The 20,855-nt window shown below is 56.8% G+C and carries 29 protein-coding genes; 13 read left to right on the top strand and 16 right to left on the bottom strand.

Features of this window, described 5'->3' with window-relative positions:
• Nucleotides 1-159: 159 nt before the first annotated feature.
• On the bottom strand, nucleotides 160-396 hold the full coding sequence (locus Z946_RS0106005) for a hypothetical protein (protein ID WP_025054824.1): 237 nt from the start codon (nucleotides 394-396) through the stop codon (nucleotides 160-162).
• Nucleotides 397-541: 145 nt separating this feature from the next.
• Here Z946_RS0106005 and Z946_RS0106000 point away from each other — a divergent pair, with 145 nt between their 5' ends.
• Nucleotides 542-973: a MarR family winged helix-turn-helix transcriptional regulator gene (locus tag Z946_RS0106000; protein ID WP_025054823.1), complete on the top strand. Its 432-nt coding sequence runs from the start codon at nucleotides 542-544 to the stop codon at nucleotides 971-973.
• Between the two features lie 45 nt (nucleotides 974-1,018).
• Complete coding sequence (locus tag Z946_RS0105995; protein WP_025054822.1) at nucleotides 1,019-1,891, top strand: DMT family transporter; 873 nt, start codon at nucleotides 1,019-1,021, stop codon at nucleotides 1,889-1,891.
• A gap of 13 nt (nucleotides 1,892-1,904) precedes the next feature.
• Here Z946_RS0105995 and Z946_RS0105990 read toward each other — a convergent pair whose 3' ends face one another.
• Entirely contained in the window at nucleotides 1,905-2,714 is an 810-nt protein-coding gene (locus tag Z946_RS0105990) for a division plane positioning ATPase MipZ (RefSeq protein ID WP_025054821.1), read from the bottom strand.
• Between the two features lie 297 nt (nucleotides 2,715-3,011).
• On the opposite strand from Z946_RS0105990, the gene Z946_RS21005 reads away from it, so the two are divergent.
• Nucleotides 3,012-5,129 (top strand): Hint domain-containing protein, encoded by a 2,118-nt coding sequence (locus tag Z946_RS21005; protein ID WP_025054820.1) that lies wholly within the window; start codon nucleotides 3,012-3,014, stop codon nucleotides 5,127-5,129.
• An 87-nt stretch (nucleotides 5,130-5,216) separates the two neighbouring features.
• Here Z946_RS21005 and rpmE read toward each other — a convergent pair whose 3' ends face one another.
• Both rpmE and rplS read right to left on the bottom strand, forming a co-directional pair.
• Nucleotides 5,217-5,438 carry a 50S ribosomal protein L31 gene (gene rpmE, locus Z946_RS0105980; RefSeq protein WP_025054819.1) on the bottom strand — a complete coding sequence of 74 codons (222 nt, stop codon included), beginning with the start codon at nucleotides 5,436-5,438 and terminating at the stop codon, nucleotides 5,217-5,219.
• Nucleotides 5,439-5,449: 11 nt separating this feature from the next.
• Nucleotides 5,450-5,824, bottom strand: coding sequence for a 50S ribosomal protein L19 (gene rplS, locus Z946_RS0105975; RefSeq protein ID WP_025054818.1), 375 nt, complete (start codon nucleotides 5,822-5,824; stop codon nucleotides 5,450-5,452).
• A gap of 347 nt (nucleotides 5,825-6,171) precedes the next feature.
• Here rplS and ppk2 point away from each other — a divergent pair, with 347 nt between their 5' ends.
• Together ppk2 and Z946_RS0105965 are read left to right on the top strand one after the other, a co-directional pair.
• Nucleotides 6,172-7,062, top strand: a complete 891-nt coding sequence (gene ppk2 / locus Z946_RS0105970; protein WP_025054817.1) for a polyphosphate kinase 2 — start codon at nucleotides 6,172-6,174, stop codon at nucleotides 7,060-7,062.
• Between the two features lie 30 nt (nucleotides 7,063-7,092).
• The gene (locus tag Z946_RS0105965; RefSeq protein ID WP_025054816.1) at nucleotides 7,093-7,344 is read left to right on the top strand and encodes an HP1242/YdcH family protein; all 252 of its coding nucleotides are present in this window, start codon (nucleotides 7,093-7,095) and stop codon (nucleotides 7,342-7,344) included.
• Between the two features lie 20 nt (nucleotides 7,345-7,364).
• On the opposite strand, the gene trmD is transcribed toward Z946_RS0105965, so the two are convergent.
• The 10 genes from trmD to Z946_RS0105915 form a co-directional block, all read right to left on the bottom strand.
• On the bottom strand, nucleotides 7,365-8,156 hold the full coding sequence (gene trmD / locus Z946_RS0105960) for a tRNA (guanosine(37)-N1)-methyltransferase TrmD (RefSeq protein ID WP_025054815.1): 792 nt from the start codon (nucleotides 8,154-8,156) through the stop codon (nucleotides 7,365-7,367).
• The gene (locus Z946_RS0105955; protein WP_025054814.1) at nucleotides 8,153-8,941 is read right to left on the bottom strand and encodes a sulfotransferase family protein; all 789 of its coding nucleotides are present in this window, start codon (nucleotides 8,939-8,941) and stop codon (nucleotides 8,153-8,155) included. Before Z946_RS0105955 ends, trmD begins: the two co-directional genes overlap by 4 nt.
• Nucleotides 8,941-9,468, bottom strand: coding sequence for a ribosome maturation factor RimM (rimM, locus tag Z946_RS0105950; protein WP_025054813.1), 528 nt, complete (start codon nucleotides 9,466-9,468; stop codon nucleotides 8,941-8,943). Before rimM ends, Z946_RS0105955 begins: the two co-directional genes overlap by 1 nt.
• 130 nt (nucleotides 9,469-9,598) lie before the next feature.
• Nucleotides 9,599-10,228 carry a 5,6-dimethylbenzimidazole synthase gene (gene bluB / locus Z946_RS0105945; protein WP_025054812.1) on the bottom strand — a complete coding sequence of 210 codons (630 nt, stop codon included), beginning with the start codon at nucleotides 10,226-10,228 and terminating at the stop codon, nucleotides 9,599-9,601.
• A gap of 18 nt (nucleotides 10,229-10,246) precedes the next feature.
• Entirely contained in the window at nucleotides 10,247-10,651 is a 405-nt protein-coding gene (rpsP, locus tag Z946_RS0105940; protein WP_025054811.1) for a 30S ribosomal protein S16, read from the bottom strand.
• Nucleotides 10,652-10,670: 19 nt separating this feature from the next.
• Entirely contained in the window at nucleotides 10,671-10,967 is a 297-nt protein-coding gene (locus Z946_RS0105935; RefSeq protein ID WP_025054810.1) for a chorismate mutase, read from the bottom strand.
• Complete coding sequence (locus Z946_RS0105930) at nucleotides 10,964-11,485, bottom strand: GNAT family N-acetyltransferase (RefSeq protein WP_025054809.1); 522 nt, start codon at nucleotides 11,483-11,485, stop codon at nucleotides 10,964-10,966. Before Z946_RS0105930 ends, Z946_RS0105935 begins: the two co-directional genes overlap by 4 nt.
• Complete coding sequence (locus tag Z946_RS0105925) at nucleotides 11,482-12,012, bottom strand: GNAT family N-acetyltransferase (RefSeq protein WP_025054808.1); 531 nt, start codon at nucleotides 12,010-12,012, stop codon at nucleotides 11,482-11,484. The genes Z946_RS0105930 and Z946_RS0105925 overlap by 4 nt, the downstream gene beginning before the upstream one ends.
• Nucleotides 12,009-13,505, bottom strand: coding sequence for a signal recognition particle protein (gene ffh, locus Z946_RS0105920; RefSeq protein WP_025054807.1), 1,497 nt, complete (start codon nucleotides 13,503-13,505; stop codon nucleotides 12,009-12,011). The genes Z946_RS0105925 and ffh overlap by 4 nt, the downstream gene beginning before the upstream one ends.
• Nucleotides 13,506-13,699: 194 nt before the next feature.
• Entirely contained in the window at nucleotides 13,700-14,182 is a 483-nt protein-coding gene (locus tag Z946_RS0105915) for a hypothetical protein (RefSeq protein ID WP_025054806.1), read from the bottom strand.
• Nucleotides 14,183-14,340: 158 nt separating this feature from the next.
• Here Z946_RS0105915 and Z946_RS0105910 point away from each other — a divergent pair, with 158 nt between their 5' ends.
• Together Z946_RS0105910 and Z946_RS0105905 are read left to right on the top strand one after the other, a co-directional pair.
• Nucleotides 14,341-15,219, top strand: a complete 879-nt coding sequence (locus tag Z946_RS0105910; RefSeq protein WP_025054805.1) for a LysR family transcriptional regulator — start codon at nucleotides 14,341-14,343, stop codon at nucleotides 15,217-15,219.
• A complete protein-coding gene (locus tag Z946_RS0105905) occupies nucleotides 15,216-16,109 on the top strand; it encodes a DMT family transporter (protein ID WP_025054804.1) in 894 nt (297 codons plus the stop codon). The genes Z946_RS0105910 and Z946_RS0105905 overlap by 4 nt, the downstream gene beginning before the upstream one ends.
• 278 nt (nucleotides 16,110-16,387) lie before the next feature.
• Here Z946_RS0105905 and Z946_RS0105895 read toward each other — a convergent pair whose 3' ends face one another.
• Nucleotides 16,388-16,741 carry an ArsR/SmtB family transcription factor gene (locus Z946_RS0105895; protein WP_025054802.1) on the bottom strand — a complete coding sequence of 118 codons (354 nt, stop codon included), beginning with the start codon at nucleotides 16,739-16,741 and terminating at the stop codon, nucleotides 16,388-16,390.
• 39 nt (nucleotides 16,742-16,780) lie between these two features.
• Nucleotides 16,781-17,011, bottom strand: coding sequence for a hypothetical protein (locus Z946_RS0105890; protein WP_025054801.1), 231 nt, complete (start codon nucleotides 17,009-17,011; stop codon nucleotides 16,781-16,783).
• Between the two features lie 102 nt (nucleotides 17,012-17,113).
• Between Z946_RS0105890 and Z946_RS0105885 the strand changes: the two genes are divergently transcribed.
• The 6 genes from Z946_RS0105885 to Z946_RS0105860 all read left to right on the top strand — a co-directional run bounded on the left by Z946_RS0105885 (nucleotide 17,114) and on the right by Z946_RS0105860 (nucleotide 20,804).
• Nucleotides 17,114-18,010: a LysR substrate-binding domain-containing protein gene (locus Z946_RS0105885; protein ID WP_025054800.1), complete on the top strand. Its 897-nt coding sequence runs from the start codon at nucleotides 17,114-17,116 to the stop codon at nucleotides 18,008-18,010.
• Between the two features lie 178 nt (nucleotides 18,011-18,188).
• Nucleotides 18,189-18,542, top strand: coding sequence for an AtpZ/AtpI family protein (locus Z946_RS0105880; protein ID WP_025054799.1), 354 nt, complete (start codon nucleotides 18,189-18,191; stop codon nucleotides 18,540-18,542).
• Between the two features lies 1 nt (nucleotide 18,543).
• Nucleotides 18,544-19,299, top strand: a complete 756-nt coding sequence (locus Z946_RS0105875; RefSeq protein ID WP_025054798.1) for a F0F1 ATP synthase subunit A — start codon at nucleotides 18,544-18,546, stop codon at nucleotides 19,297-19,299.
• A 62-nt stretch (nucleotides 19,300-19,361) separates the two neighbouring features.
• A complete protein-coding gene (locus tag Z946_RS0105870; protein WP_011567586.1) occupies nucleotides 19,362-19,586 on the top strand; it encodes a F0F1 ATP synthase subunit C in 225 nt (74 codons plus the stop codon).
• A 100-nt stretch (nucleotides 19,587-19,686) separates the two neighbouring features.
• A complete protein-coding gene (locus Z946_RS0105865) occupies nucleotides 19,687-20,238 on the top strand; it encodes a F0F1 ATP synthase subunit B' (protein WP_025054797.1) in 552 nt (183 codons plus the stop codon).
• Nucleotides 20,239-20,243: 5 nt separating this feature from the next.
• The gene (locus tag Z946_RS0105860) at nucleotides 20,244-20,804 is read left to right on the top strand and encodes a F0F1 ATP synthase subunit B (protein WP_025054796.1); all 561 of its coding nucleotides are present in this window, start codon (nucleotides 20,244-20,246) and stop codon (nucleotides 20,802-20,804) included.
• Nucleotides 20,805-20,855: the final 51 nt, after the last annotated feature.

Below are 20,855 nucleotides of genomic sequence, written 5' to 3'. Positions count from 1 at the left end.
TGTTCTTGAACAAGCGCGATCTGGGGGAAAGATCGCTTTCATCCATCATTTCCGCAATATTTATTCACCAAGCCACATAGGTTGAGCAAGAATCCTGCTTGAGTAAGGCTTGTCCGAATCAACGACCCGGTTCTCACTATGCGCCAACATCCAGCCTGCTTATGGCGACGGCAGTAGCGCGAGAAAGGCCAGAAACGCGACGGCGAGCGTCATAAGCAGCAACTGCCTTCGTTCTTGCTTGCGTGTAACATCCCGCATCCAGCGGCGCAATTCCGGCATAAACCCGACAGGCGATGCTGTCTGTCCACGCGTTCGGATTGCCGCGAATGTACGAAGAACGGCCAGCACCCACATCGCGAAAACGAGAAAGCTCATCACCAGAAAAAGGATATTCATAGAAGTGTCCTTGCCTAAGTTTGCCCGAGCATTTCACGCAGGTGCTCTGACGTCCAGCTATGCCTCTGCGGCTGGCGTTGTGCAGGCAGGTATGCCACGATGCACCAGCCCTCTGCTCGCATCATTTACCCCGAGGTTTTCCCGCATGACATCACAGCCTTTCGAGCTTGAAACCTTTATGCCCTACCTGCTGAATCAGGCAGCCGAGGTCAGCTCCCTTTCGTTTCAGAAGGTTTATAAGGAACGGTATGGCATGTTGAGGACGGAGTGGCGTGTGCTGTTCCATCTGGGCCTTTACGGCCAGATGACCGCGAGCGAGATTGGAACACGGGCGCGGATGCACAAGACCAAAATCAGCCGCGCGGTGCACAAGTTGTCGCAGCGGTCATTCGTGACAGGTGTCACCGATGACAATGACCGGCGCGTCACGCATCTGACCCTCACATCACAAGGTCAGGCCGCGTATGACTATCTTTACAAGGTGGCACAGGATTACGAAGAAAAGCTGATGGCCCGACTGGATGTGCAGGAAGCCGAGGTACTGCGGCGGGCTTTGATAAAACTGACCCGCATTTAGTCCCCCATGCTTTACATGCATCCGCATAGTCGTCACCCATAGCCTATGACCGATCAAACCAAGGGATTGTTGATTACCTTCTTCGGTGTTCTGTTCGTGGTGCCGGATTCCCTGTTCGTGCGCTTGATTGAGGCAGATGCGCTGACAATAGCGTTTTGGCGGCTCGCCTTCGCAGGCGGGCTTAGTGCGTTTTGGATATTGGCGTTGCAGGGCACAGAACCGTTCCATGCAGTACTCCGAACGGGTCGCTTTGCTGTCATCTACATGATTGGGATCGGAGCGAGCGGTATCCTCTTTGTAGTAGCCGTCAGTCTGACTTCGGTGGCCAATGTTGTGTTCATTATCGCGTCGCTTCCAGTTTTCGCTTTGGTCTTTAGTCGGATATTTCTGCGAGAGCCGTTAAGCCCGCGCACCCTTTTGACCATCGCTGCTGTTGTTCCGGGGCTGGCGATTATTGCATATGGATCAGGAGAAACGGAAAATGCCAGCCTTGCAGGCGACCTCCTGGCACTGTGCGTATCGGCGCTTTTTGCGGCAAGCCTGACTGCCGCACGCCATGTGCGACCTGTCTCGATGGTGGCGGGTATGGCGATGGCATATTCTGCCGCTGCTTTGCTGGTCCTGCCTTTTGCGCATCCGCTGCTGGTTCCGGTTGAGCAGTTTCCGCTCGTGATGGCGCACGGCCTTTTCATACTGCTCAGTTCAGTCCTGCTCGCCATCGGGCCACGCTTTATCACCTCGGCCGAAGTCGGACTGCTTGTTCTGCTGGAATCCGTTCTTGCTCCGCTGCTGGCATGGGTGGTGATCGCGGAAAATCCGGGCATCTATACATTGATTGGCGGCGGCATTGTTGTCGGCGCGCTTTTTGTCTCCAACGCGGTACTGTTGCTGCGTCGCAAGAAATCTGTGGGCCGCTAGCTTTGCCGTTTTCTTAGAAATCAGCAGTCACACCTGGCAAGTTCAGGGCTTTGATCAGATCGCGCAACTCCTGACGCGCCGCCACGTTCGAGATGTTGAGCTGCTTCACACCGATGTCTTTGAGATCCAGCAGTGTCAGTCCACGGGGGAAGAGTTCTCGAAAAATCACGCGCTCGTTAAACCCGGGCGCAATGCGAAAGCCGATGCGTTTGGACAGGTTCGCGATGGCACGCTCCATCTTTTCTTTGTTCACCATACGCTGGGCACCCATACGGTTTCGCACCACAACCCAGTCAATCGGTGACAATCCGGCCTGCGCCCGCAGTTGCCGCGCGGTCCAGACCATTTCGGAATAGACAGAGGGGCCCGTGATCTTTTCGCCTGTAGGATCGATATGAGCGAGCAGATCAAAGTCGATAAAACTGTCGTTGAGCGGTGTCACCAGCGTGTCAGCCAGTGAATGCGCAACTTGGGACAACCGTGTGTGCGAGCCGGGGCAGTCGATCAGGATGAAATCATTATCCTGTTCCATCGAGGCTACGGCGGCACTCAACCGGTGGTCATAAACGTTCTCGCCCGGCTTCAGGCTACTCGCCTCGATCTCGGGGAGTTCACATAGCGACGGGCTGGGAAGCTCCAGCTTCGCGTCCTTCATGAAAGCTCTTCGATTGTCGATGTAGCGTCCGAATGTTCTTTGGCGCAGGTCCAGATCAAGTCCGCTGACGCGATGGCCCATGCGGGCCAATGCAGTGGCCACATGCATGGAAACCGTCGATTTTCCAGCGCCGCCTTTTTCGTTTCCGACGACGATAATATGCGCCATTGCCTGTTCCTTTGACCCTCTGCTTGGACCGCAGACTGTTGGTAGCCAACACTATATGTGGGGTTTGGCCGATTGGGAAGGGCAGGAATGTACAGGCCGGAATTGTGGCATCAATGCAGACGAACAGCGCATGCTCCCCCGGTCTGCTCCAATTTGCCTCAAAATTGTCACAAGTGGCCATGCAATTGTCGCAGCCATACCGCACGGAAACCACCTTGGGCGGCCATTTGTCCTTCCACGAGTGATGTCTGTCCGCGCCCCAAAAAAAGGCGAGGCTGTAACCGGTGTGAGGGTAAGATGGACGTAAAGATATACCAGATCGACCCCTTGGGTGTCTTCGGCACAACCATTGGCAATTCGACCGTATACAACGGGCCTGCGACGGCAGATGGCACTGCGACGATTACTGACATCACTGGCGGAACAAACGACGGTGCCTTTCTGGAAGACACGTCAGTCGAAACCGCAACGGCGACGACAGTTCTTAATGGAGTCAGCGATACAGCGGGTGCACCAGTATACGCCGAAGAAGTGTGGACGGTTCTGGACGCGACAACGGGCGACAGCTTTCAGGTGGTCACCTTTCGGGTCAATTCCGGACCAAATACCGGATACTACACGTTGTCCGAAGTGCCGCTTGTTGTCGGCCGCACCTATCAGGTCACTGCATATGATGAGACGCCAGATGTCGGTGCGGGCGATCCGGCTTTCTCCTATACGGACTATGTAGAATCCGATGGAATCGTCGAAGGCACGGCCGGAGATGATACAATTGATGGCAGTTACACGGGTGATCCGGGTAACGACATGGTTGACCAGTCATTCACGCCCAGTACGCCGTCAGAGTTCAACTGGTCAGACTATGCCGATGAGCAGGATTTGCGTGGTGGTGTTACACAAGACACCGGCGGCGTTAATGTTCAGGTTACCTACTCGGATGTTCAAACGACGGAACAGTTCTCTGCTGAAACCAGTGGAGGCGCGGACTCGATCTATGTCGCCCCGGGAGAGACCTTTTCCACGACATCCGCAGGTTATCTTTTCGCTGGCGGAAGTCCCGACCCTACGACAATTGCTTTCGATTTTGGTGCGGTAGCTGGTTCCGGCTTCGAAAACGAAGTAGAAAATGTCCGGTTCCGGATCAGTGATATCGACGGTCTGGTTGATGGAGCCAATAACTTCCAAGATATTGTCACGATCCGCGCTTACGATGCTGACGGCAACGAAATTGACGTTGTCATCACCGGAGGTGCGGACCATTCGGTATCCGGCAATACGATCACCGCAGCCCTGTCCAATCTGACGCCGGCAAGCGCTAATGCGTCTGCCCTGATTGAGGTAGCCGGCCCTGTAGCGCGTATCGAAGTTCTTTATGAGAACGGCGGGAACAGTCAGCAGGCTATCTATTTCTCGGATGTAGAATTCGACGCGGTTCCGGAGGGGACGTATGATAACACCATCGACGCCGGTGCAGGCAATGACCTGATTGACGGCGAGTACGGCGACGACTCCATTGAAGGCGGCGCGGGCAATGACACAATCACCGGTGGATCGGGGGCAGACACGCTTTCGGGCGGTGCGGATGATGACACACTTAACGTAAGCAGCGGAGATACCGCGCGGGGCGGTGATGGAGATGACACCTTCCTGATTGATCCCAACTATCTGAACGGCGGCAGTCTGGATATTGTGGGGGGTGAGGGTGACGAGACATCCGGCGACGTGCTTGATTTCAACGGGCAGCTTTTGGCCGGGTCTGTCGTTCTGTTGTCTGATAACCTTGCGCCGGGCGGAAAGTCTGGCACTGCAACCTTGCTGGATGGCACAACGGTCACGTTCTCAGAAATCGAGAGTATTATCTGCTTTGCAGAGCGCACAATGATCGACACACCTTTCGGTGCCCGTGCCATTGAAGAACTGCGTCCAGGTGATTTGGTTTTGACCAAAGACAGGGGCCCGCAGCCCTTGCGCTGGATCGGACAGCGGAGCGTCGCGGGTACTGGTGCCTTCGCCCCGATTGAATTCGCGCCCGGAACCGTCGGAAATTCTCATACTCTGCGGGTTTCGCCCCAACACCGCATGCTAATCGAAGACTACCGGGCATCTTTGTACTTTGGTCAGGACGAAGTGATCACGGCAGCTTCTTTCTTGGTCAACGGGTGCGGCATCACGCAGCGCGAAGTGCCCACCGTTACTTATTTCCATCTGCTGTTTGGACAGCATGAACTCATCCGTACAGCGGGCGCATGGTCAGAAAGCTATCAGCCCGGTGAATACAGCCTGCCAGGATTGCATCCGCAGACCCGTGAAGAATTGTTCACCTTGTTCCCTGAACTGCGCAGCAATCCGAATGGGTACGGGCAGGCGGCCCGTGAGGCGATCCCGCGTTATCAAGCACAGCTATTGGCAGCTTAAGAGGAACGTAAGCCTGACCGCGTTGGAAAACAAAAAAAGGCGCAGCCCGAAAGCTGCGCCTTTCCATTTTGATACAAGATCGGCTGCTTACAGCGACAGACCTGCGTACTTGTTCTTGAACTTGGACACGCGGCCACCGGTGTCCATCAGACGGCTTGTGCCGCCTGTCCACGCAGGGTGCGCGGAAGGGTCAATATCAAGCGCCAGCTGGTCGCCTTCTTTGCCCCATGTTGATTTCATTTCCACGATGGAACCGTCGGTCATTTTGACGTTGATCGTGTGGTATTCGGGATGTGTATCGGCTTTCATCGGACCTACCCTTACGCTTTTTTCGGCTTGTAGTTGGAATTCTCGACGATACGCGCGGATTTACCACGACGTGAACGCAGATAGTACAGCTTGGCGCGACGCACGCGACCGCGGCGGACCACGGTGATGCTGTCGATGTTGGTGGAGTGCAGCGGGAATACACGCTCGACACCTTCACCAAAGCTGATTTTACGCACGGTGAACGAACCGGCAATGCCTTGGCCGTTGTTACGCGCGATGCAAACGCCTTCGTAGTTCTGGACACGGGTACGCGTACCCTCTGTCACTTTAAAGCCGACGCGGACGGTGTCGCCCGCACGGAAATCAGGGATTTCCTTGGCAAGTTCGGCGATCTGTTCCGCCTCAATCTCTGCGATCAGGTTCATCTGACGCTTCTCCTATGATGCTCGTGGTATGCCACGAAGTTTTCTACGCGATCAGAGCTTCGGTCTGTCTGCCGGGTCCAGCGCACTGGCCCACCGAAGATTGCATCGTCATTCCTTGTCAGCCTTGCTTGAAACGCAAAGCACCGGAGCCGCAACAAAGCGATTCCAGTTGCGCGGTGTATAGGCAGGTTATGCGGGGCGATCAAGGGGGATGATCGCGCCATTCAGCAAAGCGTTTTGGCGCTCTTGGCGTTTGGTAACCGGGTTGATTGATCCACATCAAAGCAGGCCTCTGGCGTCTTCTCTACCTTCGGGTTGCCAACAGATTGAGACAGCTAGGGGGATTCATGGGCCGAACGGACAAAACCGAAATAGACAGCAAGGCCGCACCCAGAGTATCGCCTATCCTCGGCTTCGATCAGGGCGAATATCCCTATGCCGAAAAACTGGATCGTAATACCTATGAAGCGGAGAAATCAGCCCTTCAGGTGGAGTTGTTGAAGGTACAGCACTGGGTGCAGGAAACTGGTCAGAAGTTCGTTCTTTTGTTCGAGGGGCGCGATGCCGCGGGAAAAGGCGGTACGATCAAGCGCTTTACCGAACATCTGAACCCCCGCGCGGCGCGGGTCGTTGCGCTGAACAAACCTACAGAGGAAGAGCGCGGCCAGTGGTATTTCCAACGGTATGTAAAGCATCTACCCACTTCAGGTGAGATCGTGCTGTATGATCGGTCATGGTACAATCGCGCGGGCGTAGAGCGGGTGATGGATTTCTGCGCACCGGCAGAATACCTCGAATTCATGCGGCAGACGCCGGAGTTTGAGCGGATGCTTGTGCGCTCTGGCGTCAAGCTCTTCAAATACTGGTTTTCGGTCACGCAGGACGAACAAAAGGCGCGGTTTTCCAGCCGGGAAACCGATCCGCTAAAGCGCTGGAAGCTTTCGCCGATTGATCGTGCATCCTTGGACAAATGGGATGATTATACAGAAGCCAAGGAGGCGATGTTTTTCTATACCGATACCGCTGACGCCCCTTGGACGGTCATTCGCTCCAACGACAAAAAACGCGCGCGGCTTACCTGTATGCGGCACTTTTTGGCGCAACTGGATTACCCCGACAAAGATCACAACGTTGCATCCGTGCCTGACCCGCTCATCTGTCATCAGGCCGAAGCAGTCCTGAACAACACCGATCACATCCTTGCCTCATCTCTGCATCCGCAAAGCCGCAAGGCCTGAGTTTCTGACAATCCAACAAAGGAATATTCTATGTCACACACCCCTCATGAGCTTTCCGAAGAGTTTCCGGACCTTGCCACTGAAATGACAGCGTTGCGCCAGTCGGACAGCCATTTCGCGAAGCTCGCGGATCAGTATCACACGATCAACCGCGCCATTCACCGGGCAGAAACCGACGTGGAACCGACGAGCGACGATCACATGGTTGAAATGCGCAAAGACCGTTTGGCGCTGAAAGACGAGATTTACGCTTATGTAAAAGGTCACGCTGCTTCAGCCTAAAGGCGCAATTCGCTTAGAGTTCAGGCGTCATCACTGACGTCTGGCTCCATCAAGTCCGGCCTGCGCGCTCTGGTCAAAGCCAGACTTTGCGCCTTGCGCCATTTGGCGATCTCGCCGTGATTGCCAGACATCAGCACTGGCGGTATCTCCCGTCCTTCCCATGTGGCAGGGCGGGTGTATTGCGGATGCTCCAGCAGGCCATTTGAATGGCTTTCCTCGACCGTGCTTTCAGCGTTCCCCAACACTCCGGGAAGCAAACGCACGGTCGCGTCTATCATGGCTTGCGCAGCCAGCTCGCCCCCCGTCATCACGAAATCCCCAAGAGAGACCTCGGTGATGTCATAGTGCTCGATCACGCGTTCATCCACGCCTTCAAATCGACCACAAAGCATGGTCACTCCGGCACATTGCGCCAGATCACGTGCCATCGCCTGATCAAAGCGGCGACCGCGCGGCGACATGTAGAGAATGGGCCAACGGCCTCGCGCGCCAGCCTGTGCCGCCTCAATCGCGGGACCAACGACATCGGCGCGCAGCACCATGCCCGCACCGCCACCTGACGGGGTGTCGTCGACATTGCGGTGTTTGCCGATGCCAAAGCGGCGCAGGTCGTGGGTGTGCAACTGCCAAAGACCGTCTTGCAAGGCTTTGCCGGTCAGGCTTGCCCCCAACACACCGGGAAACAGGTCGGGAAACAGGGTGATGACGCGCGCCTGCCAAACATCGCGGTAAGCTGGTTTGGGTTGCATCAGCTCGCGCGGTTGCAGGCTGGCGGTGATCGACTGGCGACCGTGAGAGCGCGTCGGCTTCATGAAAGACCTGCCTGTGCAAGAATAGCTGTTTTGGCCGCATCGCGGCTTTCGGGGGCTGTGTGGGCGCGGTTCGCTGCAAGAAGCGCCTGTAAAACGTCCTCTGGTGGCCGTTGATTGACGGGGGCGACCCTTGTCAATGTCGCCCGTACCGACAGCGGTATATCGCACATATCCAGCAGCCGGTCGGTTGGGCCCAAGGGCAAATCGCGCGCGCCCTCCAGCGTGGCAGACCGCACAGGGGTCGGCACACGGCTGGCGATCTCTGCCGCCATTTCTTCAAGGTCTGCAGCACCGGCGTAACGCTCGCAAAAGGTGTCCAGATCAAGGGTCATGTCTGAGGATTTCACATGCTGCCAATAGGCCGAAACCAACCATGCCTGTGGCGCACGCACAGTCAGGAAGATGATGATCTCCGCTTCCGGATAAGCGCTGCGCAGTATTTCCCAATAGGCATACAGCAAAACAGGCGCTGCCGAATAATCTGCCAGATCACCGCGACCGGGAAGGTGACCACTTAGTTCTTCGGCAGAAAGGATCAGCGTGCGTCGCGGCATGCCGGGCAGTTCATTAACCATTTGTCCGAACCGCGACTGCAATTTGATCAGGGTCAGCGGATCTTGCTCGGTAGAATAGCCTCGTGCCGAAGACACAACGTCTCTAAGATGCCAACGCAAGCGCAGCGCCACGTGCTTCTTCAACGCAACACGGTTTTCACGCAGCGTTGCCTGAATGGTGGACGTTCCCGTCTTGTGAAAACCCGCATGGATGATGATGCGGCGTGGCATCAGTCCTTGGCGCTTTCACTCGATGGCAAAATGCCCAGAGGCGGATCAGCGACAATGCGACCTGCTGCCAGATCGACGGTCGGCACCGCCGCTTTGGTGAACGGCAGGAATACGGTATCGGTTTTGCCAGCGAGTTGAAGCTCAAGCAAATCGTCTGCCCCGTGGTTGTTCACGGTCTTCACCCGACCCAGCAGGATGCCCCCTGTGTCGAAGACTTCCAGCCCGACCAGATCGGCATAGTAGAATTCATCATCCGGCAGGGATGGCAGCTGGCTACGCTCTGCAAAAAGGGTGACCCCGCGGAGGGCGTCGGCGTCTTCTTTCGTCGCAACATCCGGTATGCGGGCGGCAAATCCGTTCTTGATCGGGCGCAGGATGGCAAGGGCGAACTGTTTGCTGCGGTCTTCGTTCCACAACGGGCTATAGGTTTCGATGTCCTCGGGCACGGCGCAGTAGCTTTTGACACGCAATTCGCCTCGCACACCGTAAGCGCCCGCAATGGCACCTACCTGAATAAGATCGCTCATAGTGACTGCTCCGTGATTGCAGAGGTTTGTCCGATCCGTGTGCCAGAACACACGGCGTGCCTTTTCAATTGGCCAGGGCAGGGCGCTGAGCCAGTGAAAGGAGATAGGGGCGGAATGAACGAGGGAAACATCAGCGGCTTTCGATATGCAGGCTGGCGGCACGTTTTTCCCAGCCTTTGGTTTCCAATTCGGGTGTCAGCGTATTTTCGGACGGCCAGCCCAAGCAAAGGTAAGCCACCAGCGTCCACCCTTCAGGTACATCAAGATCGGCATTCAGGCGCACGGGGTCAAGCACCGAAACCCAGCCGATCCCCAACCCAAGACTGCGCGCGGTCAACCACATCAGCGTGACAGCGCCCACAACCGAGTAACGGCGCATCTCGGGCATGGTGCCTGCACCCAACCCCGCGCCCTTGCTTGTCTCGTCGTCGCAATAGATTGCAAAATGTTCAGGTGCTTCGCGCATACCCGACAGCTTCAGCGATGCATAAAGCGCCGCTTTGTCACCGTCATATCCGGTCAGGGCCTGTTCATTTGCGGCTTGGAAATTTTCGATCGCTGCCGTGCGTGCGGTCTCTGATCTGACGTGTAGAACGCGCCATGGCTCGGACAGGCCGACAGACGGGGCCAGCGAAAAGGTGTCGAGGCACTGGCGCACCAGCGCCTCGTCCACCGGATCGGTTTTGAAATGGCGCACATCGCGACGCCATTTCATCAGATCGTGCAGCCCGGCACGGAAGTCGTCAGAGAAATCATCCATGCCGGGCAGCCTGTCTGCTTACTCTTCTGCTGCCGCTTCTTCTGCGGGCGCTTCCTCGGCTGGTGCTGCTGCGGCTTCTGCTGCAGCTGCGGCCTTGTCGGCTTTCTCCTGAACGCGCTCTTGCGCTTTCTTGCCCGGTGTACCCTTGTTCGGGTTGTTGCGCTCTGTCTTTGGCAACTCACCTGCGGCTTCGAGCATGCGACGTACACGGTCTGTTGGCTGTGCGCCTTTTGCCATCCACTCTTTTACTTTTTCAACATCCATTTTGACGCGGTCTTCGCTGTCTTTTGGCAGCAGCGGGTTATATGTGCCCAGCTTTTCGATGAAACGGCCATCGCGTGGCATACGGCTGTCGGCCGCTACGATGCGGTAAAAGGGACGCTTCTTGGAGCCACCACGGGCCAGACGGATTTTCATAGACATAATAGGTTTTCCTTTGGATTTAGCTTTGGTGCTGTTTGTGGTGCTGAATGACTTCAGCGATGATGAAGTTGAGAAACTTCTTGGCAAATTCGGGGTCCAGATTGGCCCGGTTCGCCAAATCTTCAAGCCGTGCAATTTGATCCGCTTCGCGGTTCGGGTCGGACGGGGGAAGGTCGTGTTCGGCTTTGAGTTTCCCCACAGCCTGTGTGTGTTTGAACCGCTCGCCCAGTGTATAGACAAGGATCGCATCCAGACGGTCAATGGACGCGCGGTGTTCTTTCAGAACCTCTGCGGCGAGTTTTACAGTATCGGTCATGTGGCCTCCTTCGGGTGGCGCCAGATGTGGCAGGGTGTGCCCATAACTTCGCCCTCGCGCTCGAACGTCGCGCCCAGCTTCTCGGCCAGCGCTGCAGAGCGGGTGTTGTCGGAACGGATGTAGCTGATCACACCGTCCAGTTTCAGGTGCTCGGCGCCATAGGCCCGCGCTGCGCGCGCGGCTTCGAAAGCGTACCCTTTGCCTTCGGCATGCGCGAAGAGCGTCCAGCCCAGTTCCGGTTCGTCCCATGATGGCGGATTCAGAAAACCGGTCCATCCCAGAAAGTCACCCGTCTTGCGGTCGTCGATATGCCAAAGGCCAAAACCGTAAATCGCCCAATGCCCGATGCGCGAGGCAAGACTATTAAAGCTGCCGGTCGCATCGCGTGGGCCACCGACCATATGACTGCGCTCTGTCTCATAGAAGGCGGTCAGCGTCGGCAGGTCAGATTTGCGCGGCGCGCGCAGGGTCAGCCGCTGGGTGTCGAGCACCGGAATTGGATCGGTCATAGCATTCATGCCCGCGCCTCCGGTCCGGTGTGGCGGTACACTTCAAGCACCATGCCATCGACGGTGGTAAAGTCGTCTTCTCGCGTGGCACCTAGACGCAAAGCAAGCGCCTTGGAGCGGGAATTATCGGGTGTCGTGCAGCTGACTGCGGTAGTCCAGCCCAAGGTGTTGTAGGCGAAATCGAGAGAGGCACGCGCCGCTTCCGTGGCGATGCCGCGCCCTTCGGCCTGCTCGAACACAGACCATGCGATTTCAGGCTCTGGCCAGTCATCGGGATAGAAACAGCCAACAACGCCCAACGGCTCATCCGTCACTTTATCCGCCACCATCCAGCGGCCATAGCCGCGCAGGTGCCAGTGGCCGATAATCTCGCCCAGCTTGTCAAAGGCTTGCGTGCGGGTGCAAGGGCCGCCCAGATGTTTTGTGCGGTCGCTCATGCGGAAAGCCGCAAAGGCGTCAAAGTCCGACCACACAGGGGCGCGCAGGCGCAGGCGTTCGGTCTCGACCGTAGGGATATGAAGGCTGGTGCCGTTCACTTCTTTTTACCAAAACCCGAAAGGCCCGAAGGCAGACCCATGCCGCCCCCCATACCGGGCAGCTTGCCGCCCATGGCTTTGGCCGCCGCTTCCATCGCTTTGGGATCCATCTGACCAGCCATGGCCGCCGGATCCATCCCGCCTTTGCCTATCATCCCCTTCATGGCCTGCTTGAGCATGCCACCTTTACCCATCTTGCCCATCTTCTTCATCATGTCGGACATCTGGCGGTGCATTTTCATCAGCTTGTTGAGGTCTGAAACCTCCATCCCGGCACCCTTGGCAATCCGCTTTTTGCGGCTGGCTTGCAGCAGGGCAGGGTTGGCGCGTTCTTTCTTGGTCATGGACTGGATCAGGGCGATCTGGCGCAGCAGCACTTTGTCGTCTAGACCGGCATCTTCGACCTGTTTGGCCATTTTGCCCATGCCGGGCATCATGCCCATCATACCTTGCATGCCGCCCATTTTCATCATCTGCTCAAGCTGCATCTTGAGGTCGTTCATGTTGAACTGACCCTTCGCCATGCGCTTCATCATCTTTTCGGCTTGTTCAGCCTCGATGGTTTCCTGTGCCTTTTCGACCAGCGCAACGATGTCGCCCATGCCGAGGATACGGCCCGCAATACGCTCGGGCTCGAACGTCTCAAGCGCGTCCATCTTTTCGCCAAGGCCGACGAATTTGATCGGCTTGCCGGTCACTGCACGCATTGACAGCGCCGCACCACCGCGCCCGTCACCGTCCATCCGCGTGAGGACCACGCCGGAGATGCCGATGCGTTCGTCGAAGTTCTCGGCCGTATGTACAGCATCCTGACCGGTCAGACCATCGACCACCAACAGGGTTTCGCGCGGTGTCACCACATCGCGAACGGCTTCGACCTGCTGCATCAATTCTTCGTCGATCGAAAGGCGACCGGCGGTGTCGAGCATATAAACATCGTAGCCACCAAGGCCCGCTTGAGTCTTGGCGCGCTTGGTGATGGCAACGGGATCTTCGCCCTTAATGATGGGCAGGGTGTCGACACCGATTTGCACACCAAGGATCGCCAACTGCTCCATCGCGGCTGGGCGGTTCACGTCGAGCGAGGCCATGAGCACGCGCTTGCCGTCCCGTTCTTTCAGGCGCTTTGCGAGCTTGGCTGTGGTTGTCGTCTTACCGCCACCCTGCAGGCCGACCATCAGGATCGGCGCGGGCGGGTTGTCTACTTTCAGCGCGCCCGGCTCGCCTTCGCCGCTCAACACATCAATCAGTGCATCATGCACGATTTTGACGACCTGCTGGCCCGGTGTGATGGATTTGGTAACCGCTTGACCGGTGGCTTTGTCCTGCACCGCTTTGACAAAATCGCGGGCTACGGGAAGGGAGACGTCAGCCTCAAGCAGGGCAACGCGCACTTCGCGCAGGGCGGTTTTTACGTCCTCTTCGGACAGCGCGCCTTGCTTTGTCAGGCGGTCAAAGACGCCGGACAGGCGTTCGCTGAGGTTCTCAAACATGGGCAGGTGCCCCTCTCTGGTCGGTTGCGGGTTGGCTCCAATGTAGGAACACCCGCGAAAATGCACAAATGTCTGATCCTTATGCGAAAGGAACAAACGAAGTTTGCCCCAGTGGGCGCAACGCGCTGACTGGGGGCGATCCCTGCCTCATGGCAAAGGGACCGGAAGGCCTTGCTTCCGGGATTTAGGTGCGTTTAGGCCGTGGCGGGCGTTGAGTCAAGCCAGCGGTTTATGGCGTCTGCTGCGCGCGAGGCACCGCGCCCGCTGGAATAGACGATCGTCAGCGGATGGGTGCCTTCATCCATACCGCCATTGATGATCAGGGCCGCGCGGTGTGTGTTGTTGTCGCTTGAGCGGGAGGTCTCGACAATGGCGCGGTCAAGGTATCGCATTTCCCAAGTGAGGCTATTGTCGCGGAGCCATCCACGGCGGCGCAACAGCACCTTCTGCGCGGAACGGTCGAGGATTAGCTGGGTGCGACGGACAAAGATCATATTGAACCCGATGGCGATACCAAGACCGGCGGCGACAAAAACAAAACCCATCAGAGGTTCCGCGCTGACAGCAAAGAGACCGATTGCCATGAAGGTCAGACCGAAAACAGACAGAAAAACCGCCAGCCAGACTGGATTATTCTCTATCACCAGTTGGTCGGGTGAATTGTGGGTAATCTTCATCGTGTGCCCCTCTTGCACTAGAACCAGCGTATATGGGGCCGATGATGTCGGACAAGAGATCGTCGGGTATGCTGGCGGCGCTTCAGCATTGTATTTCTGAACATAAGGGGCAAAGTGGGCCGCAGTTGTTCGCAAGTGCACAAAGCCGGAAGACACACATGGAAAACTGGGACGAAGTGAGAACCGCCTTTCAGGTGGCGCGGTTGGGGACGGTCAGCGGTGCTGCTGATGCCTTGGGCGTGCACCATGCAACCGTGATCCGCCATATCGACGCGCTTGAAAAGCAACTGGGCGTCAAACTGTTTCAACGGCACGCACGGGGCTACACGGCCACAGAGGCGGGTGAGGACCTTTTGCGGGTGGCGCAGGCGACGGATGACCAGTTTGCGCAGCTTGCCGGTCGGATCAAAGGGCGCGGAGCGGATGTATCTGGCGATCTTGTTGTGACCTCGCTGGTGTCACTGGCCCCGCGCATCGCGCCGGTGCTGGCTGCGTTCCAGCGGCTGCATAAGGATGTTCTAGTCCGCTATGTCACTGCCGAACGCGTGCTCCGCCTTGAATATGGTGAAGCGCATGTGGCGATCCGTGCAGGTGCCGCGCCATCAGAGCCGGATAATGTTGTGCAGCCCTTATTGCGGCTGCAGATCGGTGCCTATGCCAGCAAGGCATATGTCGATGAATGTGGTGTCCCCTCGGGCCCTGATGATTATGCCAAGCACCGCTTTGTCGGGCCAGCTGACCCTGAATCACGTGCCCCACATCACGTGTGGCTGCGCAATAATGTGCCTGATAGCTCCGTCACCTTCCGCTGCGCTGACAACGGCGGATCGGTTGCGGCGATCAAAGCGGGGGCGGGCATCGGTTTCCTGTCCGCTCAGGACGCACGCCAGTCGGACGACATCGTCGAGATACACGCCCCGCGCACAGAATGGGAAGCACCGCTGTGGCTTGTCACTCACATGGATCTGCACAGAACCACCAAAGTGCAGACCCTTCTGCAATTCCTGAAAGACCACCTGCGCGAGGATACTCTATGACCGCAGGCACACAGGGCCATCTGGCGATGCTGGCCTTTTCCGCGCTTGTGGCGGGATCGTTTTCGCTCGGCGGCCTAATGGCGAACGAGATTGATCCGGCTGCTTTTACGGCGGTGCGTTTTTGTATAGCGGCTGTTTTTGTTTTTATCCTTGCGCAAATGCGGGGCGGATTTGCACCGCGGAGTTTCGCCGCACCTTGGCGCTACGGGGTGCTGGGTGGTTTGTTCGGTATCTATTTCGTCTTGATGTTCGAAGGATTGAAGACCGCCCCGCCAGTGAGCGCCGCGGCTGTCTTTACGCTCGTGCCATTGATGGCTGCGGGGTTTGCGTGGCTCCTGCTTCGGCAGGTGTTGACACCACGCATGGCGCTCGCGTTGGCCATCGGCGGAGCAGGTGCGCTTTGGGTGATCTTTCGAGGCGATCTGGGCGCACTGCTTGCTTTTGATATTGGCCGCGGGGAGGCGATATACTTTATCGGATGCGTCAGCCATGCGATTTACACGCCCATGGTGCGGCGACTGAATCGGGGCGAAACTGCTGTTACTTTCACATTCGGCACCACGGTTGCCGGTGGCGTTCTGCTGTTGGTCTATGCTTGGCCACAGTTGAGTGTGATCGACTGGAGCAACCTGTCCGGGGTGGTCTGGATCACACTCTTTTATACGGCTTTCTTTGCGACCGCATGTACGGTCGTGCTGTTGCAATTCGCGACGCTGCGCCTGCCCTCGGCAAAAGTGATGGCCTATACGTATTTGACACCATCCTGGGTGATCGTCTGGGAGGTCGTGCTGGGCAATGGAGTGCCGCCTCTTGTGGCATCGGGCGGTGTGGTTCTGACGATTATCGCGTTGTTCTTATTGCTGCGCGATGATGCAGCGCCAAAAAATTAATCATTGTCGGGAACCTATTGGAGACATGCGACGTTATGTCATGAGCAATATATGAAGACCCTTCGCGTCGTGGATCGCGCCGCTTTGGAATTGTGTATGCGTCAAAAAGAGACCGTTGGCGGGTTCAGGCCCGTCAGACCTAACAGACCAAAGGAGACTATCATGCGCGGTATTATTTACCTTGTCGGACTTGTTGTTATCGTTCTGGCGATCGTTCAATTCGTCCTGTGACATCATTTCAGGGTTGATCCCCACCATTAAAAAGACGGCATCTGGTCTCAGGTGTCGTCTTTTTCATGTTGTGAGAGACCTTCTGGCAATTCTTGCGCCAGGAACCTCTCGAAAGCATCCAGATTGACCGGTTCGAACTGCCCGAACCCTTGCATCCATATCGATGCATCCCGCATGGCGTCCGGCTCCAGCTTGCACCATTTCACACGGCCCCGCTTCTCCTGAGAGATTAGCCCTGCGTTTGTCAGGACGCCAAGATGCTTGGATATTGCGGCCAGCGACATCTCAAACGGTTCCGCCACATCGGTCACGGCCATGTCGTCTTCCAGTAGCATCGCCAGAATTGCGCGGCGCGTGGGGTCCGCAAGGGCGGCAAAGACCTGATCAATGTTCTGCGTCATGCGCCCGTTCTACAGCGTGGAATAGCGCGGGGAAAGCTGTCAGCTGCGTGAGTGATGACTGTGTTGCGACGGGAGGCGGTGATCGTAAGCCGCAAAGGTTTCCGGTGCCACGGCAACATCACGGCGCAGCCGCTCTGGCAGATCTTTGATATGCGGCCGTTTGCGGAGATTTCTTAGCGCGCGGATTGCATCAATCAAAGCTGATACCAGTGCGTTTTTGACAATACTAAATTTTTCACGCTCATGCGGGTTGCGCTCTGCCAACGTCATTATTCCATTCCTATACTGGGTTATGAGCCAACTTGGCAGGCAGGCGCGTAAATGACAAAGACAATTGCTTGACATTATCTGTGCAAAAATCGCACATGAATCATGGTTCTTCAATTGCCGCCCTTGAATGCTTTGCGCGCCTTTGAGGCGGCGGGCAGGTACGAGAGTTTCTCCCGCGCCGCCGAAGAGTTGGGTGTAAGCCACTCGTCAATCAGCCGTCATGTCAGGGGATTGGAGGACCGGCTTGGAGTACAGTTGTTTCGGGATTTGCCGCGCGGGCTGGAATTATCCCAATATGGCGCGGCCTATCTGGCGCAGGTTTCACCTGCACTGGAAGCGATCGCATTTGCCACTGAGGGGCTGATGGAGGTGCCGCAGGGTACAGTCTGGGTGAACTCGGAAACGCTGTTTGCGACGAAATGGCTGGTGCCGCGTTTAGGAGCTTTCAAGGAGTTGCATCCCGACGTTGAGATCAGGCTCGAAGCGTCGCGCCAGCTTGCTGATGTGGCGCGGTACGAGACGGACCTTGCCATTCGTTTTGTCGGTCCGGGCGGTCGTTATGATAATTCCTCACTGATAAGTGACGCGGAATTGCATCCCTACGCTTCACCATCGCTAATCAGGACACCCCCAAGCGCCCCGCGCGATCTGCTGAATTATCCCTTGTTGCGTGACCGCACGAGCGGGACATGGAATTTATGGTTCGAGTTGGCGGGTGGCGTCGACCCTGATGAAGTCCCTGAGTTTTCTTGGCGCATGTCATCGCACCTGGAGGTGGAGGCGGCGCTAAGCGGACAGGGCGTCCTGCTGATTTCGGATGAAGTTGTGGCAGATGAGGTTGCAGCCGGCCGTTTGGTTCGACTTTCCGACGTCGGTTTTCGTGAAGGCGGGTATCACGTCCTGCACGGAGAGGGTGTCCTAAGGCGTAAAGCCGTGCGTGTATTCCATGAGTGGCTTCTGGCGGAGACCGAGGGTTGGCGCAGCGGGCAAATACGTTAATCAACCAAAGAGTTGAATAAGAAATAACACGGATCGGTGCCGATTTGGTCATCGCCTGATAGAAACTGCGCCATAATAACGCAGCAATATCAGGGAGATAGTGGCGGCTCTCGCAGAGTTGACTCTATCACGCGCCGACAGTACCTAGACCGCAGGAATTCCGATGGGGAATTGTGATGTGACCGATCCAGACCAACAGCGCCAACTCAGGGAACTGGATGAAAAGATCGAGGCTGCTAAGCGGCGGGCCGATCCGAAACCCCATCAAGAAGAACACTACTCTCAGGCGCAACTGGCCTGGCGAATGGTGATTGAGCTTGTAGCCGGTCTTGGGATTGGCTTTGGCATCGGATACGGACTTGATGTGCTGTTCGGCACGCTTCCGATATTCATGGTGCTATTTACGATGCTGGGCCTCGCGGCCGGAGTGAAGACGATGCTCCGCTCCGCGCAGGAGATCCAGGAAAAGAAAATGGCCGATGAGGCCGAGAAGATCGCGCCCGCAAGGGACGACAGAAATGAGGGAGCCTGAGATGGCGACAGAAGCACACAGCGAAGAAGGCGGGTTGGTCTTTCACCCGATGGACCAGTTTATTGTCGAGCCGTTCTTCGGCGACGGCCCCGTTGCATGGTACACGGTAACGAACGCGACGTTCTGGATGTTTCTTGCTGTTATTGCTGTGTTCGCACTGCTGGTGCTGGGCAGCTCCAAACGTTCGGTCATCCCGACGCGCATGCAGTCCGTAGCAGAGCTTGCTTATGGCTTTATCTACAAGATGGTCGAAGACATCTGCGGCAAAGAAGGGGTCAAGTACTTCCCCTATATCATGACGCTGTTCATGTTCATCGTCTGCTGTAACTTCCTTGGCCTGATCCCGACAGCCTTTACGCCGACGTCTCACTTTGCTGTCACAGTTGTACTGGCGCTCGCCGTGTTCCTTACCGTGACTATCCTGGGTTTCGTGAAAAACGGCGCGGCGTTCCTGAGCCTCTTCTGGGTGGCATCTGCACCGCTTGCGCTGCGCCCCATTCTGGCCGTGATCGAAATCATCTCGTACTTCGTACGCCCCGTTAGCCACTCCATTCGTCTGGCGGGCAACGTCATGGCGGGTCACGCGGTGATCAAGGTGTTCGCAGGTTTTGCTGCACTGACTGCCGTATCGCCTATCGCGATCCTCGGCATCACGGCGATGTACGGTCTGGAGGTCCTCGTGTCCTTCATTCAGGCTTACGTCTTTACCATTCTGACATGCGTGTACCTCAAGGACGCGCTGCATCCGCATCACTAATTCGGGCGATAACTTTAACACCCGTCCAAATACTCAACTTCCAACTTAATAGGAGAATTCTCATGGAAGGCGAACTCGCACACATCGGCGCAGGTCTGGCAGCAATCGGTTCCGGCGCAGCCGCTATCGGTGTTGGTAACGTTGCAGGCAACTACTTGGCTGGCGCTCTGCGCAACCCATCAGCCGCTGCAAGCCAGACAGCGACACTCTTCATCGGCATCGCGTTCGCAGAAGCGCTGGGGATCTTCGCGTTCCTCGTAGCTCTGCTCCTGATGTTCGCTGTTTAATACCCCAAGGTAACGACAGTCTTATGTGCGGGCAGGGGGAAACTCCTGTCCGCTTGTAAGCCCCGAATATTCAGGGTCTCGTTTCCAAGGAGAAGCCGAAATGGCAACTGAACCTATTGATATCGAAATGGCGGGCACCTGTGTGGGGCCAGATGGCTCTGCCATCGGCATGCCGCAGCTGTGCTTCGACTGGTGGGGCAACCAGATTTTCTGGCTCGTTCTGGCACTCATTGCGATCTACCTGATCCTGTCACGCGTGGCGCTGCCCCGCATCGGCGCGGTTCTGGCAGAGCGTACCGGTACCATCACCAATGATCTGGCCGCTGCCGAAGACCTGAAAGCTAAGGCGCTTGAAGCCGAAGCTGCATACGACAAAGCTCTGGTTGACGCCCGTGCGGAAGCACAGCGCATTGTTGAGCAGGCCAAGACTGAAATCAAAGCCGATCTGGATGTCGCCATCCAGAAAGCTGACGCCGAGATTGCTGCGAAATCAGCAGAATCGGAAAAAGCGATCGCCGAGATCCGTGCCTCTGCATTGGAAAACGTGACAACCGTGGCCAAAGATACGGCCAAGGAAATTGTGGCGGCGATGGGTGGCAAGGCGGATGCCAAGACAATCAATGCGGCTGTTACAGCCCGGATGAAAGGATGAATGGTATGCGTTTTACACTGACCGTCGCCCTGACCGGCTTGTTCGCGACACCCGCGCTTGCAGCGAAAGGCCCGTTCTTTTCGCTGACCAACACAGACTTCGTTGTTTTGCTGGGTCTGCTCGTCTTCATCGGCATACTTTTCTACTTCAAAGTTCCCGGCCTTTTGGGTGGGATGCTTGATAAGCGTGCCGACGATATCCGTGCCGAGCTTGAAGAAGCGCGCCGCCTGCGTGAAGAAGCACAGACTTTGCTGGCCTCATACGAGCGCAAGCAGAAAGAAGTGCAGGAGCAGGCAGACCGTATCGTCAGCAGTGCCAAGGAAGAGGCGAATGCCGCCGCTGAAAAGGCCAAGCTTGATCTGGAGAAATCCGTAACGCGCCGGATGGCAGCGGCAGCAGAGCAGATTGGCTCTGCCGAAGCTTCAGCCATCAAGGAAGTACGCGATCAAGCGGCATCCATAGCAATTGCTGCGGCACGCGATGTGATCGCCAAGCAGATGACGGCCGCACAAGGTGGTCAGCTGATCGATGACGCGATTGCACAGGTCGAAACCAAGCTGCACTAATCGTTCTGAGCACTTGTTTGAGTTAGAAAGCCCCGGTGGAAACACCGGGGC

It is taken from the genome of Sulfitobacter noctilucicola (genome assembly GCF_000622385.1).
Lineage (GTDB): Bacteria > Pseudomonadota > Alphaproteobacteria > Rhodobacterales > Rhodobacteraceae > Sulfitobacter > Sulfitobacter noctilucicola.
This window is presented reverse-complemented; position numbering and strand designations above follow the sequence as displayed.